This window comes from Arthrobacter sp. P1_D12, assembly GCF_056406175.1.
In genome coordinates this window covers 372,697-389,866 of sequence record NZ_JBFUAR010000001.1, presented here as the reverse complement: position 1 = coordinate 389,866, position 17,170 = coordinate 372,697, and the positions used below count along the sequence as shown (strand labels likewise).

Annotated in this window: 12 protein-coding genes and 1 pseudogene; 9 read left to right on the top strand and 4 right to left on the bottom strand. The window is 66.5% G+C overall.

What is annotated here, in order from left to right; genetic code table 11:
* Window positions 1-148: 148 nt before the first annotated feature.
* The 3 genes from AC1DZV_RS01775 to AC1DZV_RS01765 all read left to right on the top strand — a co-directional run bounded on the left by AC1DZV_RS01775 (window position 149) and on the right by AC1DZV_RS01765 (window position 2,237).
* The gene (locus AC1DZV_RS01775) at window positions 149-1,354 is read left to right on the top strand and encodes an inorganic phosphate transporter (protein WP_243177754.1); all 1,206 of its coding nucleotides are present in this window, start codon (window positions 149-151) and stop codon (window positions 1,352-1,354) included.
* Entirely contained in the window at window positions 1,351-1,572 is a 222-nt protein-coding gene (locus AC1DZV_RS01770; protein WP_028276822.1) for a hypothetical protein, read from the top strand. The genes AC1DZV_RS01775 and AC1DZV_RS01770 overlap by 4 nt, the downstream gene beginning before the upstream one ends.
* A gap of 116 nt (window positions 1,573-1,688) precedes the next feature.
* Window positions 1,689-2,237 carry a dihydrofolate reductase family protein gene (locus AC1DZV_RS01765; RefSeq protein WP_476949661.1) on the top strand — a complete coding sequence of 183 codons (549 nt, stop codon included), beginning with the start codon at window positions 1,689-1,691 and terminating at the stop codon, window positions 2,235-2,237.
* A gap of 47 nt (window positions 2,238-2,284) precedes the next feature.
* On the opposite strand, the gene AC1DZV_RS01760 is transcribed toward AC1DZV_RS01765, so the two are convergent.
* Entirely contained in the window at window positions 2,285-2,749 is a 465-nt protein-coding gene (locus AC1DZV_RS01760; protein ID WP_476949660.1) for a hotdog fold thioesterase, read from the bottom strand.
* Between AC1DZV_RS01760 and polA the strand changes: the two genes are divergently transcribed.
* The 3 genes from polA to rpsA all read left to right on the top strand — a co-directional run bounded on the left by polA (window position 2,748) and on the right by rpsA (window position 8,747).
* Window positions 2,748-5,642 (top strand): DNA polymerase I, encoded by a 2,895-nt coding sequence (gene polA, locus AC1DZV_RS01755; RefSeq protein WP_476952782.1) that lies wholly within the window; start codon window positions 2,748-2,750, stop codon window positions 5,640-5,642. The genes AC1DZV_RS01760 and polA overlap by 2 nt on opposite strands.
* 104 nt (window positions 5,643-5,746) lie before the next feature.
* Window positions 5,747-7,033, top strand: coding sequence for a GNAT family N-acetyltransferase (locus tag AC1DZV_RS01750; protein ID WP_476952781.1), 1,287 nt, complete (start codon window positions 5,747-5,749; stop codon window positions 7,031-7,033).
* Between the two features lie 238 nt (window positions 7,034-7,271).
* Window positions 7,272-8,747 carry a 30S ribosomal protein S1 gene (gene rpsA, locus AC1DZV_RS01745; protein WP_026537355.1) on the top strand — a complete coding sequence of 492 codons (1,476 nt, stop codon included), beginning with the start codon at window positions 7,272-7,274 and terminating at the stop codon, window positions 8,745-8,747.
* A gap of 950 nt (window positions 8,748-9,697) precedes the next feature.
* Here rpsA and AC1DZV_RS01740 read toward each other — a convergent pair.
* The gene (locus tag AC1DZV_RS01740) at window positions 9,698-10,396 is read right to left on the bottom strand and encodes a GNAT family N-acetyltransferase (protein ID WP_476952780.1); all 699 of its coding nucleotides are present in this window, start codon (window positions 10,394-10,396) and stop codon (window positions 9,698-9,700) included.
* On the bottom strand, window positions 10,380-11,081 hold the full coding sequence (locus AC1DZV_RS01735; protein WP_476952779.1) for an IMPACT family protein: 702 nt from the start codon (window positions 11,079-11,081) through the stop codon (window positions 10,380-10,382). Before AC1DZV_RS01735 ends, AC1DZV_RS01740 begins: the two co-directional genes overlap by 17 nt.
* A gap of 22 nt (window positions 11,082-11,103) precedes the next feature.
* On the opposite strand from AC1DZV_RS01735, the gene coaE reads away from it, so the two are divergent.
* The 3 genes and pseudogenes from coaE to AC1DZV_RS01720 all read left to right on the top strand — a co-directional run.
* On the top strand, window positions 11,104-12,405 hold the full coding sequence (gene coaE, locus AC1DZV_RS01730; protein WP_476952778.1) for a dephospho-CoA kinase: 1,302 nt from the start codon (window positions 11,104-11,106) through the stop codon (window positions 12,403-12,405).
* Between the two features lie 40 nt (window positions 12,406-12,445).
* Window positions 12,446-14,527, top strand: a complete 2,082-nt coding sequence (gene uvrB / locus AC1DZV_RS01725) for an excinuclease ABC subunit UvrB (RefSeq protein WP_476952777.1) — start codon at window positions 12,446-12,448, stop codon at window positions 14,525-14,527.
* 163 nt (window positions 14,528-14,690) lie between these two features.
* Window positions 14,691-15,710 (top strand): annotated as a pseudogene (locus tag AC1DZV_RS01720) (TerC family protein); the annotation flags it as partial.
* A 92-nt stretch (window positions 15,711-15,802) separates the two neighbouring features.
* Here AC1DZV_RS01720 and AC1DZV_RS01715 read toward each other — a convergent pair.
* Window positions 15,803-17,161 carry an alpha/beta fold hydrolase gene (locus AC1DZV_RS01715; protein WP_476952835.1) on the bottom strand — a complete coding sequence of 453 codons (1,359 nt, stop codon included), beginning with the start codon at window positions 17,159-17,161 and terminating at the stop codon, window positions 15,803-15,805.
* Between the last annotated feature and the right edge of the window lie 9 nt (window positions 17,162-17,170).

Sequence of the window (17,170 nt, the reverse complement as noted above, 5' to 3'; positions counted from 1 at the left end):
CAGCCGTCTTTCCCACGTACCATCGATAAGGTTTCAAATCGCGTTAGCGCCACCGAATTCATCTGATCAGGCATCGAATGGACGTGGTGGCCATGCAGCAACGGGGATGTGGAACTGCCGACCGTGAACACTTCAGATTGGGCAACAGGTGGAAATCACCGTAATGGTGGCGCTAGTGATATCGCTGGCGCTGTTCTTCGACTTCACCAACGGATTTCATGACACCGCGAACGCCATGGCTACCCCCATCGCAACCGGCGCCATCAAACCGAAAACAGCAGTTGCCCTCGCGGCGGTGCTGAACCTCGTGGGAGCGTTCCTCTCCACGGAAGTCGCCAAGACCGTCTCGGGCGGCATCATCAAGGAAGGCTCGGACGGGGTCCAGATCACCCCGGACATCATCTTCGCCGGGCTGATGGGCGCCATTCTCTGGAACATGATCACCTGGCTCAAGGGCCTGCCGTCCAGTTCCTCCCACGCGCTCTTCGGCGGCCTGATCGGGGCTGCGATTGCCGGTATCGGCATCCACGCGATCAACTTTGAGTCAATCCTCCAAAAGATCATTCTTCCCGCGGTGTTCGCCCCCGTCATCGCGGGCGGCGTAGCCTACTTGTGCACGCGGCTGGCGTACGCCCTGACCGCCCGCCATGACCCCGAAACCGGGGACAAGCTCACGCAGAAGCGCGGCGGATTCCGGACCGGTCAAGTCTTCACGTCCAGCCTCGTGGCGTTGGCCCACGGCACCAACGACGCCCAGAAGACGATGGGCATCATCACCCTGGTCCTGATCTCCGCCGGCCTCCAGCCTGCCGGCTCCGGTCCGGAGTGGTGGGTTATCACCGCCTGTGCCTTCGCCATCGCGATCGGCACGTATTCCGGCGGGTGGCGGATCATCCGCACCATGGGCTCGGGACTCACCGAAGTGAAGCCCGCCCAAGGCTTTGCCGCCGAGACCAGCACCGCCACAGCCATTCTGGCGTCCTCGCACCTGGGCTTCGCCCTGTCCACCACGCAGGTGGCCTCCGGCTCCGTCGTGGGCTCCGGCATGGGACGCCGCGGCACTACGGTGCGGTGGGGAACCGCCGGCCGGATTGCCATCGGCTGGCTGTTCACGCTGCCGGCCGCTGGAATCATGGGCGCGCTGACGGCTCTGCTCGTGCAGACCGGGGTCGTAGGCGTGATCATCGCGGCAACTGCCGGCACCGCCGCAGTGGCCTATATGTTTGTGCGCTCACGGAAGTCGCCTGTGGGCAGCAACAACGCCGTCGAGATCGAGGAAGTCGGCCAGGCCGTGCAGTTCCGCAAGAAAAAGTCCGCCACCAAGTCGATCAAGAACGGCGGTGCCCAGCGATGAAATGGCTGGAACTGTTCAGCGTGGCGAGTGCCACGCTTGTGTCCGCTGTCACCGTGGTAGTTCTCTACTCCCTCGGCGTCCGCCTCACGGCCATCGCGGGGGACACCCGGACCTCCCCGGCGGCCTGGACCCGACCACTCGCTTACACGTGCTTCGCTTTGTGCGGCGCCGCCATTCTCTTCGGGCTCTACCTGATCATTCCTTACTTCCACAAGTAAGCCGCTGCCCGCATCCGGGTCCGGTTGCCCGTGAGTTTCCGGCTGCCGCGTGGGGGTCGGCTGACCGTGCCTTCGGGGGATGGGACACCGGCCACCGCAGTGGCTAGGCTGGGGCCATGGTTAGCTTCCAGTACTTCGTGGCGTCCTCACTCGACGGGTTCATCGCCACTGCCGGCGACAATCTGGCCTGGCTGCTGCAGTTCGACGGCTTTGAGGGCGGACAAGACAGCTATGACGCGTTCATAGCCGACGTCGGCTGCATCGTCATGGGCGGCGAGACCTACGCGTGGCTTCGGGAGCATGAACCGGACACCTGGCCGTATCCGGGCACACCCTCCTGGGTCTTCACCCGCCACGAGCACGCCGCCCCGAAGGGCGCGGATGTGACGTTTGTGCGCGGGGCCGTAGGCGCGTTCGTGGACGACTTCAAAGAAGCGGCCGGCGGCCGGAACGTCTGGGTTGTGGGTGGAGGCGTGCTCGCAGCGCAGTTCGCTGACGCCGGGCTGCTGGACGAACTGATTGTCTCGGTCATTCCGGTGGTCCTGGGCCGCGGCAAGCAGTTGCTGCCCATGGCGGGCCCGACGCCGCCGCTCGAGTTGACATCTTCCCGCACCTTGGGCCGGGGCATCGTGGAACTGCGCTACCGCTTCCCGGCCCGGCCCTAGCCGGATCCGGCGCCGCCGGGCCGGTCGCCCAGCGCGATATCGCGGATCTAGGGCGCGATATCGCGGATAAGGTTCGTGATCCGGGCGGTGGAGAGCCGGCGGCCATGCTCGTCGGTCATCACGATCTCGTGGGTGGTGAGAGTCCGGCCGAGGTGGATGGCCGTGCACGTGCCGGTGACGGTGCCCTCCGAGATCGCCCGGTGGTGCGTCGCGCCGACCTCGATCCCCAGCGCCTGACGGTTGGGCCCGGCATGCATGCCCGCCGCGAAAGAACCCAGGGTTTCGGCCAGGACCACGTGGGCCCCGCCGTGCAGGATGCCTGCCACCTGGGTGTTCCCCGCCACCGGCATGGTGGCCACAGTGCGTTCCGGGCTCATCTCGAGGAAGCGGATCCCCATCTTCACCACAAGGGCTCCGACGCCGTACTGGCCCAGCCAATCGTGCATCTCCTCGGGAACACCGGCCGCCGCGAGCTCGGCCGCGTAGGGGCCGGGCGTGAAATTGTCCATCATGGGAACTAGGCTGGCACCTGTGAGTGAAACTACCAAACCGGCCCTTGTCCTCGAGAATGCAGCCCCCCAAAATGCTGCCCCCCTTTCCGCGGACGCCGCGGCAGACCAACTCCTGGCAACTGAGCCGGATTCAGGGGTTGCGGCCAAGCGTGCCGGAAAATCCAGCCGGGCCGCGGCGTCGGTTTCCGCCACCGAGGCCCCCGTGATTCCGATCACCGACCAGCCGCGGCTACTCGTGCTCGATGGGCACTCCATGGCGTTCCGGGCATTCTTCGCCCTGCCCGCGGACAAGTTCTCCACCGCCACGGGCCAGCACACGAACGCCGTCCACGGCTTCACGTCCATGCTGATCAACCTGATCAAGGAGCAAAAGCCCACTCACGTGGCGGTCGCCTTCGACGTCTCCGATGACACGACGCACCGCAAGGCCGAATACAGCGAGTACAAGGGCGGACGCAACGAGACCCCCCGGGAAATGAGCGGCCAGATCGACCTCATCGACAAGGTCATGGGCGCCTGGGGCATCAAGACCATCAAAATGCCCGGTTGGGAAGCTGACGACATCCTGGCCACCCTCGCCGCAATGGGGGAAAAGGCCGGTTACGAAGTGCTGCTGGTCTCAGGCGACCGAGACGCCTTCCAGCTCATCACCGACAACGTCTTCGTCCTGTACCCCAAGAAGGGTGTCAGCGATATTCCCCGCATGGACGCGGACGCCATCCAGGAGAAGTACTTCGTCAGCCCGGCCCAGTACTCGGACCTCGCCGCCCTGGTGGGGGAATCCGCGGACAACCTCCCCGGCGTTCCCGGCGTCGGCCCCAAGACGGCAGCGAAATGGATCAACCTTTACGGCGGTCTGGAGGGGGTCCTGGAGAACCTCGACGCGATTGGCGGGAAGGTGGGGGACTCGCTGCGCGAATACGTTGACGACGTCAAGCGCAACCGGCGCCTCAACAGGCTGCACACCGACCTGGACCTGCCAGTGACGCTGGAGGAACTCGCTGACCCGCGGCCGGACCAGGCCGCCCTCGAGGAGTTGTTCGACGCCTTGGAATTCAAGACCATCCGGACCCGGCTCTTTGCCCTCTACGGCAGTGAAGTTGCGGAAGCCGAGCGGGAAAGCCTTGAAACGCCCGGCTTCATGGTCCCGTCGGACGCAGCAGAGCTCGGTGCGTTCCTCACGGCCGGCGCCGGCAAGCGCTCCGCAGTGGCGGTCGATCTCGTGCCCGGCCGGATCGGCGAGGACGCCGCCGCGGTGGCGATCGTCCGCGACGACTCCGCCGTCTATATCGACCTGGCCAGCCAGGACGCTGCCGCCGAAAACGTCCTGGCGGCGTGGCTGCGGGACGCCCAGGCGCCCAAGGTGATGCACGGGTTCAAGGCTGCCCTGAAGGCCCTTCACGCCCGCGGATTGCAGCTGGAGGGCGTGGTGGATGACACCTCCATCTCCGGCTACCTCATCCAGCCCGACCGCCGCAGCTATGAACTCGCCGAGCTGGCGCAGCACCACCTGAACATCTCGGTGTCCACCGAGGCGGCCAAGGCAGGCCAGCTTGAGCTGGCGTTCGACGGCGACGACGCCGCCACCGCCGGCGCGCTGGTCCACGTGGCCGCCGTCGTCCAGGCCCTGAGCCGCTTCTTCGAATCAGAACTGACGGAACGCAAAGCCCAGGACCTGCTCACGACGCTGGAACTGCCCGTCAGCCGCGTCCTCGCCGATATGGAACTCGCGGGAATCGCCATCGACATGCCCCGCATGGACGAGCAGCTGTCGGATCTCGCCAAGGTGATCGACAACGCCCAGGAGCTGGCGTTCGCCGCGATCGGCCACGAGGTCAACCTTGGTTCGCCGAAGCAGCTCCAGACCGTGCTGTTCGACGAACTCCAGTTGCCGAAGACCAAGAAAATCAAGTCCGGCTACACCACCGACGCCGCGTCACTCAAAAACCTGCTGGAAAAGACCGGGCACGAATTCCTGGTCCAGCTCATGGCGCACCGGGAGTCGTCGAAGCTGCGCCAGATGCTGGAGTCGCTGAAGAAGTCCGTCACGGAAGACGGCCGGATCCACACCACCTACGCGCAGAACGTCGCAGCTACGGGCCGGATCTCGTCCAACAACCCCAACCTGCAGAACATCCCGATCCGCAGCGAGGAAGGCCGGCGCGTCCGTGGCATCTTTGTGGTCAGCGACGGCTACGAGTGCCTGCTCTCCGCGGACTACTCGCAGATCGAAATGCGCATCATGGCGCACCTCTCGGGCGACGCCGGCCTGATCCAGGCCTACAAAGACGGCGAAGACCTCCACCGGTTCGTGGGCTCGAACATCTTCCATGTGCCCACCGATGAGGTGACCAGCGCCATGCGGTCCAAGGTCAAGGCGATGTCCTATGGCCTCGCGTACGGGCTGACCTCGTTCGGTTTGTCCAAGCAGCTGGAGATCTCCGTTGACGAGGCGCGGACCCTCATGAAGGACTACTTCGACCGGTTCGGCGCCGTCCGCGACTACCTCCGCGGCGTGGTGGACCAGGCCCGGATCGACGGCTACACCGCCACCATCGAGGGGCGCCGGCGCTACCTCCCGGACCTGACCAGCACCGACCGCCAGCTGCGTGAGAATGCGGAGCGCATCGCGCTGAACTCGCCCATCCAGGGATCGGCGGCTGACATCATCAAGCGCGCCATGCTGGGTGTGCACGCGGAACTGGCGGCACGGGGCCTTAAATCGCGCATGCTCCTGCAGGTCCATGATGAACTTGTCCTCGAAGTCGCCGCGGGTGAGCGCGAGGCCGTGGAGAAGCTGGTGACCGAGCAAATGGGCTCGGCCGCGGACCTCAGCGTTCCGCTGGACGTCCAGATCGGCATCGGCTCCAGCTGGTACGAGGCGGGGCACTAACGCTGGACCGGTATCGGCAAGGTTTCGGTCCGGCAAGTATTATTCGGTCCGGCAGTTTTCGTTCCGGCTATGCCGGGACCCGAAATTCTCAGGGGGAGAAGTACGTGGCAGATAAGTACGAGCTCAGGCGGTTCCGGGCGGTCGCGAAGGACGAGGGGGACTACGCGCAAGGCACGGCGTGGCTGCGCGGGGTCGGGATCGGCTTCTACGAGGAGCCGCGCAAAGACGACTTCGTGGACAAGATCATGGCCATGTATCTCGTGGACAACCGTGAAATGACCGGCGTTTACCAGGCCGACGGCGTCGCGGCCCACTCGCTGGCGGCCGACGTCCCGGTGGCGACCTTCGCCACCCTGCGCAAGGACCTGAACATCGGCTACGGCCGTCAGCTCGAAGCCCAGCTGGTCACAGCCGTCACCGTGCGCGGGACCCACCGCCGGCAGGGACTGCTGCGGCGGATGATGACCGAGGACCTCGCCGCGGCGAAGGCGGACGGCGTCGCGCTGGCGGCACTGACCGCCTCGGAAGCCTCGATCTACGGGCGGTTCGGTTACGGCGTGGCCACCTTCGAGCGCAGCATCAAGGTCGACACCGGGCCGCGCTTCCGGCTGCGCCATGCGCCCGCCGGCACCGTGGAGATTGCGGACCGCAAGGTCCTGCTGGAACTGGCACCCAAGGTTTTTGGCCAGGTCCACGCTTCCATGCCCGGATCCATCTCGCGGCAGGAAGCGTACCGGCTGCGGTCCTCGGGCATGCTCGGCCGGGACGGCGGCGAGGACGAGGCAATCCGCTGCGCCCTGCACTACGACGCCGCCGGAACCGTGGACGGCTACGTGTCCTACAAGTTCGCCGGGTGGGACGCCAAGCCGTACACCATGGAGGTCGTGGACCTCGTGGCCGCGAATGACGCCGCGTACCTGGGACTCTGGCAGTTCCTGGGCAGCATCGACCTCGTGGACCGGATCAGCTGGCAGGATGCACCGGTGGACGACCCCCTGACCTGGGCGCTTGAGGACCCGCGATGCGTCGAGGCATCGGACCACCGCGACATGCTGTGGCTGCGGGTCCTGGACCCAGCCCGGGTGCTGGGGGCCCGGCGCTATTCGGCCGACGGGACGGTCGTTCTCGCGGTCAGGGACAGTCTCGGCTTCGCGGCCGGCACCTTCGCGCTCACGGTCTGCGGGGGAGAGGCCACGGTGAGGCCGGCTCCGGAGGCTGAGCCGGACCTGTCCCTTGATGTCGCGGACCTCGGCTCCATCTATCTGGGCGCCGTTTGTCCGGTGACGCTGAAAGCTGCCGGCCGGATCACCGAGCACACGGCCGGGGCGGCGCTGACAGCGCGGCTCATGTTCGCCGTCGAACGTTCACCGCACTGCCTCACGCACTTCTAGGCCTCCGGTCTGATTCCGGCGCCGAAGGCGACACGGACGGCCCCGTGCGCTTTGACCGGCGTTCGCGTAAACGACTAGACTAAACAGGCGCGTACTACGTGCGCGCATCTACAATCCACAAAATCAGGATGACCCGGCGGAACGCTTGCTGTGACGCCGTGCTCTTGGCCTGCATTCCATAATGCCGGCAAAGCGGTTTGCCTGACCGACTCACTATCCACAACGGAGCCCCTACTACATGACCATCACCTCCACCGAGAAGCCCGGTACCCCCGTAGTCGCCATTAACGACATCGGTACCGCTGAGGACTTCCTCGCAGCTGTCGACGCCACCATCAAGTACTTCAACGACGGAGACCTCGTCGAAGGTACCGTCGTCAAGGTCGACCGCGACGAAGTCCTGCTCGACATCGGTTACAAGACCGAAGGTGTCATTCCCTCCCGCGAGCTTTCCATCAAGCACGACGTTGACCCCGGAGACGTCGTCTCCGTTGGCGATCAGGTCGAAGCCCTGGTGCTCACCAAGGAAGACAAAGAAGGCCGCCTGATCCTCTCCAAGAAGCGTGCTCAGTACGAGCGTGCCTGGGGCGACATCGAGAAGGTCAAGGAAGAAGACGGTGTTGTCACCGGTACCGTCATCGAGGTTGTCAAGGGTGGTCTTATCCTCGACATCGGTCTGCGCGGCTTCCTGCCCGCATCCCTCGTCGAGATGCGCCGTGTGCGCGACCTCGCTCCGTACATCGGTCAGCAGATCGAAGCCAAGATCATCGAGCTGGACAAGAACCGCAACAACGTTGTGCTGTCCCGCCGTGCATGGCTCGAGCAGACCCAGTCCGAGGTCCGCTCCACGTTCCTCAACAAGCTGGAAAAGGGCCAGGTCCGTCCCGGCGTCGTTTCCTCCATCGTCAACTTCGGTGCCTTCGTGGACCTGGGCGGCGTAGACGGCCTGGTTCACGTTTCCGAGCTGTCCTGGAAGCACATCGACCACCCGTCCGAGGTTGTCGAAGTTGGCCAGGAAGTCACCGTCGAGGTTCTCGAGGTCGACCTGGACCGCGAGCGCGTCTCCCTGTCGCTCAAGGCTACGCAGGAAGATCCGTGGCAGACCTTCGCCCGCACCCACGCCCTCGGCCAGGTTGTTCCGGGTAAGGTCACCAAGCTCGTTCCGTTCGGCGCGTTCGTTCGCGTTGAAGACGGCATCGAAGGCCTGGTCCACATCTCCGAGCTCGCCGTACGCCACGTTGAGCTGGCCGAGCAGGTTGTCTCCGTTGGTGACGAGCTGTTCGTCAAGGTCATCGACATCGACCTCGAGCGCCGCCGCATCTCGCTCTCCCTCAAGCAGGCCAACGAGGGCGTCGACGCCGACAGCACCGAATTCGATCCGGCTCTCTACGGCATGGCCGCAGAGTACGACGAAGAGGGCAACTACAAGTACCCGGAGGGCTTCGACCCGGAGTCCAACGAGTGGCTTGAAGGCTACGAGAACCAGCGCGCAGCCTGGGAGCAGCAGTACGCTGACGCCCAGACCCGCTGGGAAGCACACAAGAAGCAGGTTGCCCAGCACGCTGCCGACGACGCTGCAGCCGCGACGTCCGGCGAGAGCGATTCCGGCACCACCAGCTACTCCTCCGAGCCGGCCGCAACCGAGACCGGTGCAGGCACGCTTGCTTCGGACGAGGCTCTTGCCGCTCTGCGCGAGAAGCTGACCGGCAACTAATTGCCCGTGTTCCTCAAGGAGTCCGCTCCCTGAGGCCAGGCAGTTTGTAGCTTGAAGGTGGCCGTCCCCTCGGGGGCGGCCACCTTTCTTTGTGCCCCGGGGGGACATGCCCATTTTTGAAGCCTTCCCCTCCGGGGACATGCCCATTTTTCGAGCCGGGCCGTGGACATGTGTGGATTGTGCCCAGTCTTGGCCGTGAACGCGGGACATGTCCAGCGCCGGGCGCCCGCATCGTGCGCTGGTCGCCGGACATGAGCCGCGGTTGCCCGGTCCACCGGACATGCCCATTTTTGAAGCCCTCCCTCCGGGGACATGTCCCTTTTGAAGCCCTCCCTCCAGGGACATGCCCATTTTTCGAGCCGGGCCGTGGACATTTATGGATTGTGCCCAGTCCTGGCCCTGGGCGCGGGACATGTCCGGTGCGGGGGAGGCCGGCGCCATGCCCGGTCCACCGGACATGAGCTGCGGTTGCCCGGTCCACCGGACATGAGCTGCGGTTGCCCGGTCCACCGGACATGAGCTGCGGTTGCCCGGTCCACCGGAGATGAGCTGCGGTTGCCCGGTCCACCGGACATGAGCTGCGGTTGCCCGGTCCACCGGACATGAGCTGCGGTTGCCCGGTCCTCCGGACATGCCCACTTTTGAAGCCCTCCCTCCAGGGACATGCCCATTTTTCGAGCCGGGCCGTGGACATTTATGGATTGTGCCCAGTCCTGGCCCTGGGCGCGGGACATGTCCAGCGCCGGCTGCCAGCATCGTGCCTTGGCCGCCGGACATGCCCATTCCTGGCCCTGGGCACCGGGCTGCCGTTGCACGCGCTTCCTGCTTGTCAGGACAGGCACTGGGTCGCGCCATGGAATGTAGGCTCCGTGACGGCAGCCAGGCGCTGACAACGGAGGGCATGTCCAATGGTGGGAGGGAGCCCGGAACCGGCCCCGGATGCCATGCCGTCAGTGCAGCGGGATCTTCGCTATGACCGGCACTGTCTGCGTCTGCGAGGCGGCACCGGTCACCAGTTCGGCGCCCGCGTACTTCAGCAACGCGAGGGCTCCCACGTTGCCGGCCGTCGTCTCGGCCACCAGGACAGCTGCCCCGGTTGACGCGGCGCGAGCCTTTACGAGGCGCAGCGCCTCGCGGCCCACACCCCGGCCGCGGAAGCTCCGGGCGAGCCAGATGCCGGTTTCCAGCGCCCGGCCGCCACCTGCACCAGCTTCGGCGCCATCACTCGGCCCGGCGTAGCCGCCACCCCCCGCAACAGCCCCGGCGCCACCACCTGGCCCAGCCCCGCCGCCACCTGGCCCAGCCCCGGCGGCACCAACAGCCTCGGCCCCGGCACCAGCCCAGCCCTCACCCGCTGCTGCCGGCTCCGTGTCCATCCGCCTGAGCCGCACGGACCCTGCCATCTGCCCGTCGCAGCTGATGGCCCACGTCTTCTGCCCCGCGGGACCGTCCAGGCCGGCTGCGGCGGCGCGGTGGAATTCGCGGAACCAGCTGATCCGGTCGGTGGTCCAGCCGGCGGTCGTGCCCAGCGGCGGGGTGACCTCGTCGGCGTCGGCGTCCCGCAGCGCAAGTTCCAGGAGCTGTTCCAGCACGTCCTCGCTGACGTCAAGCAGCGCGACCGCCGGCACGGGCTCAGCTGATGGGCACATCGATCCACTCCGTTTCTCCGGGCAGCAGCGACGCGCTGCCGGCCGACATGGCGGCCACGCGGTCCGCGGCCCGGGCCAGTTCGTCCGGATCATCCGGCAGCGCCAGCCTCAGGACAGTAGTCTGCGCCTCGTAACGGGTTTCGGCCATGACATACCCCGCGGCGCGCAGATCGTTCTCGAGCCGCCCGGCGACGGCGTGCTGGACGGGCACCGAGCAAATGCGCAGCCGGCGGCGCCGCACGAGGGGAGCGAGCTCCAGCGCTCCGGACACCGATTCGGAATAGGCCCGCACCAGGCCGCCGGCACCCAGGAGAACGCCGCCGAAATAGCGCACGACGACGGCGGCGACGTCGCTGAGATCGGCGACGCCGGGTGCGGTCTCCCGCTTCAGCAGCGCCTCGAGCATGGGGATGCCCGCGGTGCCGGACGGCTCGCCGTCGTCGTTGGACCGCTGGATGTCCCGGTCGGGGCCGAGCACAAAGGCGAAGCAGTGATGCCGGGCGTCATGGAATTCCCGGCGCAACCTGCCCAGGACCGCCCGGGCGGCGTCCTCGTCCGCCGTGCGGGCCAGCACAGTGATGAAACGGGACCGCTTGACCTCGATTTCGTGCCGAAACCCGAGCCCCGCGGCGAGGGTGGTGTAGACGGCCGTCCTGCTCTCGGGGGTTTCCGCCGCATCTGCCACCGGTTCAGTTTAGTCTGGTGAGGTGTTGAAGATCGGGTTGACCGGCGGAATCGCCTCAGGGAAGTCCATGGTTGCCGCGCGCCTGCGCGACCTCGGAGCAGTGCTTGTCGACGCCGACGCGCTGGCCAGGGAGGTCGTGGAACCGGGTGGGCCCGGGCTGGCCAGTGTGGTGGAGACGTTCGGTGCTGCCGTCCTGACCCCGGAAGGACGGTTGGACCGGGCCCGGCTCGGTGCCCTTGTCTTCGGCGATCCGGAGCGCCTGGCCGCGCTGAACGGCATCGTCCACCCCTTGGTGCGGGAGCGCGCCGCGGCGATGGTCGCCGCCGCCCCGGCCGGCGCCGTCGTGGTCCAGGACATCCCGCTCCTGGTCGAAACCGGGCAGGGGAAGAACTTCCATCTGGTGGTCGTGGTGGATGCCCCCGACGACGTCCGGGTCCGCCGCATGGCTGAACACCGCAACATGACCGCCGACGAGGCGCGCGCCCGGATGGCAGCCCAGGCGGGCCGCGATGACCGGCTGGCCGCCGCGGACGTCGTGCTGGATAACTCGGGCACCCCGGAGGACCTCCGGCACGCGGTCGACGCGTTGTGGGAGGAGCGGGTCAGGCCGTTCGCACTGAACCTCAAGGAGCAAAGGATCGCCCCGCGGACGGCGGGGCCGGTCCTCGCCCCGGCCGATCCGGCTTGGGCCGCGCAGGCCGCCCGGCTGATCGCCCGGCTACGGGCAGCGGTCCCGCAGGATGTCCTGGCCGTCGACCACCTCGGGTCCACGGCCGTCCCTGGCCTCGACGCCAAAGATGTGATCGACCTCCAGCTCAGCGTCCGGGATCTCGACGCCGCGGAACGGATGGCGCCGCTGTTGGCCGATGCAGGATTCCCGCGCTGGCCCGGCATCATCGCCGACAACCCGAAGCCCTCGCACCCGGACCCTGCCGACTGGGGCAAGCGGCTGCACGGCAACGCCGACCCCGGCCGGCCGGTGAATCTCCACCTCCGTGCGGCCGGCTCGCCGGGCTGGCGGTACGCGCTGTGCTTCCGCGACTGGCTGCGCGCCGATCCCAAAGCCCGGACTGACTATGTCGCCGAAAAGCGGCGGGTCGCCGGGCTGCACGGCGTCGACAAGTCCACCGCCGGCTACGCGGCCGACAAGGAGGGCTGGTTCACCGAGTATGCGTGGCCCCGAATGGAAGCGTGGGTGCAGCGCACGGGATGGCAACCGCCGTCGTACGCGGACGACGCCGGAGCAGACGACACCGGTGCCGGCACCGCCGGCGGCGCCACCGCAACGGCACCTGCCGCCGGCCCCGGTACTGCCCAAAGCTGAATCAGGGCATCCTGTCACAGCCCGGCGGTAGATTAGGTACATGAGTCTTGCCCAGGAAATCAACCGCGTCGTGGCGCCCTTCGAGGTCATCAGTGAGTTCCAGCCGGCGGGTGACCAGCCGGCCGCCATAGCAGAGCTGACCGAGCGCATCAAGAACGGCGAAAAAGACGTCGTGCTGCTTGGAGCCACCGGTACCGGTAAGAGCGCGACCACGGCCTGGCTGATCGAGCAGGTCCAGCGGCCCACCCTGGTGATGGTGCAGAACAAAACCCTCGCCGCTCAGCTGGCCAACGAATTCCGCGAACTGCTGCCGAACAATGCGGTGGAATACTTCGTGTCCTACTACGACTATTACCAGCCGGAGGCCTACGTCGCCCAGACGGACACCTTCATCGAGAAGGACTCCTCCGTCAACGAGGAAGTCGAACGGCTCCGCCACTCCGCGACCAACGCGCTGCTGACCCGCCGCGACGTGATCGTGGTTGCCACCGTCTCCTGCATCTATGGCCTGGGCACCCCGGAAGAATACATCGCCGGGATGGTGACCCTCCGCAAGGGGGCTGAGATGAACCGTGACGACCTGCTCCGGAAGTTCGTCTCCATGCAATACACCCGCAACGACATGGACTTCCACCGCGGCACGTTCCGGGTCCGCGGGGACACTGTGGAAATCATCCCGATGTACGAGGAACTGGCGATCCGGATCGAGTTTTTCGGTGACGAGATCGAAAATATCCAGACCCTGCACCCGCTGACCGGCGAAGTGCTCCGGGACGAGAACGAAATGTACGTCTTCCCCGCCTCGCACTACGTCGCCGGTCCGGAACGGATGGGCCGGGCGATCAAGCGGATCGAAGACGAACTGGCCGAGCGCCTCGCCGTGCTGGAAAGCCAGAACAAGCTGGTCGAGGCCCAACGGCTCCGGATGCGGACCACCTATGACCTGGAAATGATGCAGCAGATGGGGTTCTGCAACGGCATCGAGAACTATTCCTCGCACATCGACGGCCGGGCCCGCGGGACCGCGCCGCACTGCCTGATCGACTACTTCCCGGATGACTTCCTCCTGGTGATCGATGAGTCCCACGTCACAGTGCCGCAGATCGGCGCCATGTACGAGGGCGACATGTCCCGCAAACGGAACCTCGTGGACCACGGCTTCCGGCTGCCCTCGGCGATGGACAACCGCCCGCTCAAATGGGACGAGTTCCAGGACCGCGTGGGCCAGACCGTCTACCTCTCCGCGACGCCGGGCAAGTACGAGCTCGGCAAGTCCGACGGCTTCGTCCAACAGATCATCCGCCCCACCGGCCTGATCGACCCCGAGGTCGTCGTCAAGCCCACGAAGGGGCAGATCGATGACCTGCTGGGCGAAATCCGGACCCGCACCGCGAAGAACGAGCGGGTCCTGGTCACCACCCTGACCAAGCGGATGGCCGAAGACCTGACGGACTACCTGCTGGGCCACGGCGTGAAGGTGGAATACCTGCACTCCGACGTCGACACCCTCCGCCGCGTGGAACTCCTGCGCGAACTGCGGATGGGTGTCTTCGACGTCCTCGTCGGCATCAACCTGCTCCGTGAAGGCCTGGACCTCCCGGAGGTGTCGCTGGTCAGCATCCTGGACGCGGACAAGGAAGGCTTCCTGCGCTCCTCGACGTCCCTGATCCAGACCATCGGGCGTGCCGCCCGAAACGTCTCCGGCCAGGTGCACATGTACGCGGACCGGATCACCGACTCGATGGCCCATGCCATCGACGAGACCAACCGCCGCCGCGCCATCCAAGTGGCGTACAACACGGAGAACGGGATCGATCCCCAGCCGCTCCGGAAGAAGATCGCGGACATCACCGACCAGCTGGCCAAGGAAGATGCGGACACCCGCGAGCTGCTGGCCGCGGCCGGGAAGAACCGCGGCAAGGGCAAGGGCACCTCGCTCATCCGTGCGGACGGGCTCGCCGCCGCGCCGGCCGAGGACCTCGTCGGGCTGATCGAACAGCTGACCGAACAGATGCACGCCGCAGCCGGGGAGCTGCAGTTCGAACTGGCCGCCCGGCTGCGCGACGAGGTGGGGGAGCTGAAGAAGGAATTGCGGCAAATGCAATCCGCGGGGCACGCCTAGGGTAAACTCGGTCAAACGTAGGGGAGTATCCCAAACGCTACGATCGTCAACACGCACGGCTACGATGCCGCGCCGGGCGTAGCGGGCAGCCAGGCAGCGTCATGCGCCGGCGGTCGGAGAGACTTACACCGCTGAGCTGTACCCTACGAAAGGTATTTCCCCCGTGCCCGAGCTTCCCCTGTGGTTCGAGATCGGCTCGTTTGTCGTCCTCGGCGTCATTCTGGCCATCGACCTGCTGATGGTCCTCAAACGCCCGCATGAGCCCTCCATGAAAGAAGCCGGACTGTGGGTCGCGTTCTACGTGGCCCTGGCCCTGGTCTTCGCCGGCGCCATGTTCGCCTTCACCGGCCCGGAATTCGGCGGCCAGTTCATCGCCGGCTGGGTGACCGAATACAGCCTGAGCATCGACAACCTGTTCGTCTTCATCATCATCATGGCGCGCTTCTCGGTACCGAGAAAGTATCAGCAGGAAGTGCTGATGGTGGGCATCATCATCGCCCTGATCCTCCGCGGCATCTTCATCATGCTCGGCGCGATCGTGATCGAGCAGTTCAGCTGGGTCTTCTACATCTTCGGCGCCTTCCTGCTCTGGACCGCCTGGAAGCAGGCCCAGGACGAGGGCGAGGACGAGGAAGACAAGGAAAACCCGCTGATCGCCCGGATCCGCCGGGTCCTGCCGATGTCCGAGAAGTTCGACGGCGGCAAGCTCCGCACCGTCGTCGACGGCAAGAAGGTGTTCACCCCGATGCTGATCGTCTTCGTGACCATCGGCATGACGGACCTGCTCTTCGCGGTCGACTCCATTCCGGCCATCTTCGGCCTCACCCAGAGCGCCTTCATCGTCTTCACCGCCAACATCTTTGCCCTCATGGGGCTGCGCCAGCTGTACTTCCTGCTCGGCGGCCTCATGAACCGGCTCATCTACCTCAAGCACGCCCTGTCCGTGATCCTGGCATTCATCGGTGTGAAGCTGGTCCTGCACGCCATGCACGTCAACGAGTTGCCGTTTATCAACGGCGGCCAGCACATCGAATGGGCCCCCGAGATCCCCACCTACGTCTCGCTCGGTGTGATCATCGGCACCATCGTTGTCGCGGTGGTCGCCAGCCTGATGAGCTCCAAGGCGTCCAAGTCGAAGCTGGATGCCAGGCTGGAAGAGGACTCCCGCAAGAGCCTGAGCGACGTCGGCCGGACCCTCATGGGTCCGGCGCCGTACCTGTTTAAGCCGTACCTGCCAAGCCGGGCGCCCGGGCCCTTTGCCTGGCCGCGGCCGGGTCACCGTCTGGCGGAACGAGCCATCCCCAGCAGGCGCCCGAAGATCGCCTCGCCGTCGTCCGCGATGCCGTCGTGGTGGAAGTCGCCGGTTTCCCACACCTGCAGGCCCCGGACCGCGGCCGCCGTCTCCAGGGACAGCTCCCGGTCCACGTAGATGTCGTCGGTGTAGACGGCCGCGGCGACAGGCACGGTGTTCAGCGCCAGTCGCTCCGGATCGTAGAGGGGTGCCCAGTCGTCCTTTTCGGCCAGGAGCCGGGCCACGTCCCGCAGCGGGTGCAGGGCCGGGTCCTGCTCGAAATACCAGGGGTACACCATTTCCCCGGTCAGAAGCGGTTCGCCGGCGTCGGGGCGGAACGCGGGGAAATCGTCCAGCACGCGCCAGGCGGCCCAGTTGGTGGGACCGTCCTGGCCGTAAATGGATTCGTGCATCAACGCGTACAACGGGTTCGCGGCCCGGGACACGAGGCCCCGGACCTGCTCCAGGAAGGCGTCCGAGAGACGGTCGCCGCCCGGTGTGGCCACGAAGGCATCCTCGAGCAGGTGGTGCAGCGCGTCCACCCGGGTGTTGCCGCCCAGGAACGAGCCCACCATCTGGAACCGCTCCACCGTGAGCCGGCCGCCGTCGGGCAGGACCTCCTCCGTTTCCCGCAGGTGCCTGGCGATCCGGGTGACGATGGCCCGGTCCTCGGGATACCAGTCAAAGTATTCAGCGTTCCGGGCCGCGACCCGCTGGAACGTGGCCCGGTACACACGGTCAGCGGAGCCGCCCAGCGGGGCCAGCCCGCCCGTCACGAGGACCTCGCGCAGCCCCTCGGGGGCGAAGGAAAGGTAGCTGAGCGCGCAGAATCCGCCGTAGCTCTGGCCGTAGATGGTCCAGGGGGCGGAGTCCAGGGCTGCCCTGATCGCCTCGGCGTCGGCGACGATCGAGTCGGCGCGGAAGTGCGTCAGGTAGTCAGCCTGCTCCGCGTCGGTGCCGCGCAGCGGCAGCGTGTTGCGGTCGACGGGCGAGGACAGGCCGGTGCCGCGCTGGTCCAGCATGAGGATCCGGAAGTCCTTCGCGGCGGCCTTGCTCCACCCACCCAGCGACGGGAACCGGTTTCCACGCCCGCCGGGACCGCCCTGCAGGAAAAGCAGCCAAGGAAGCCCGGCGGCCTCAGCCTCGCTGTGTTCGGTGGACACGTATTCGCGGGCGAACACGGAGATGGTTTCGCCGCGGCGCCCCGCCTCGCTGAAGTGGTCCAGGGGGACCTGGAAGTAGTGTTCCGCGGTCCGCATTCCCCGATAGGTGTGACGCGCCCGGACGCTGTGCGGAACTTTGCGCCCGTCGCTGGAGGCAGTCTCCAGCAGGGAGGCTCCCATGAGCCCCGT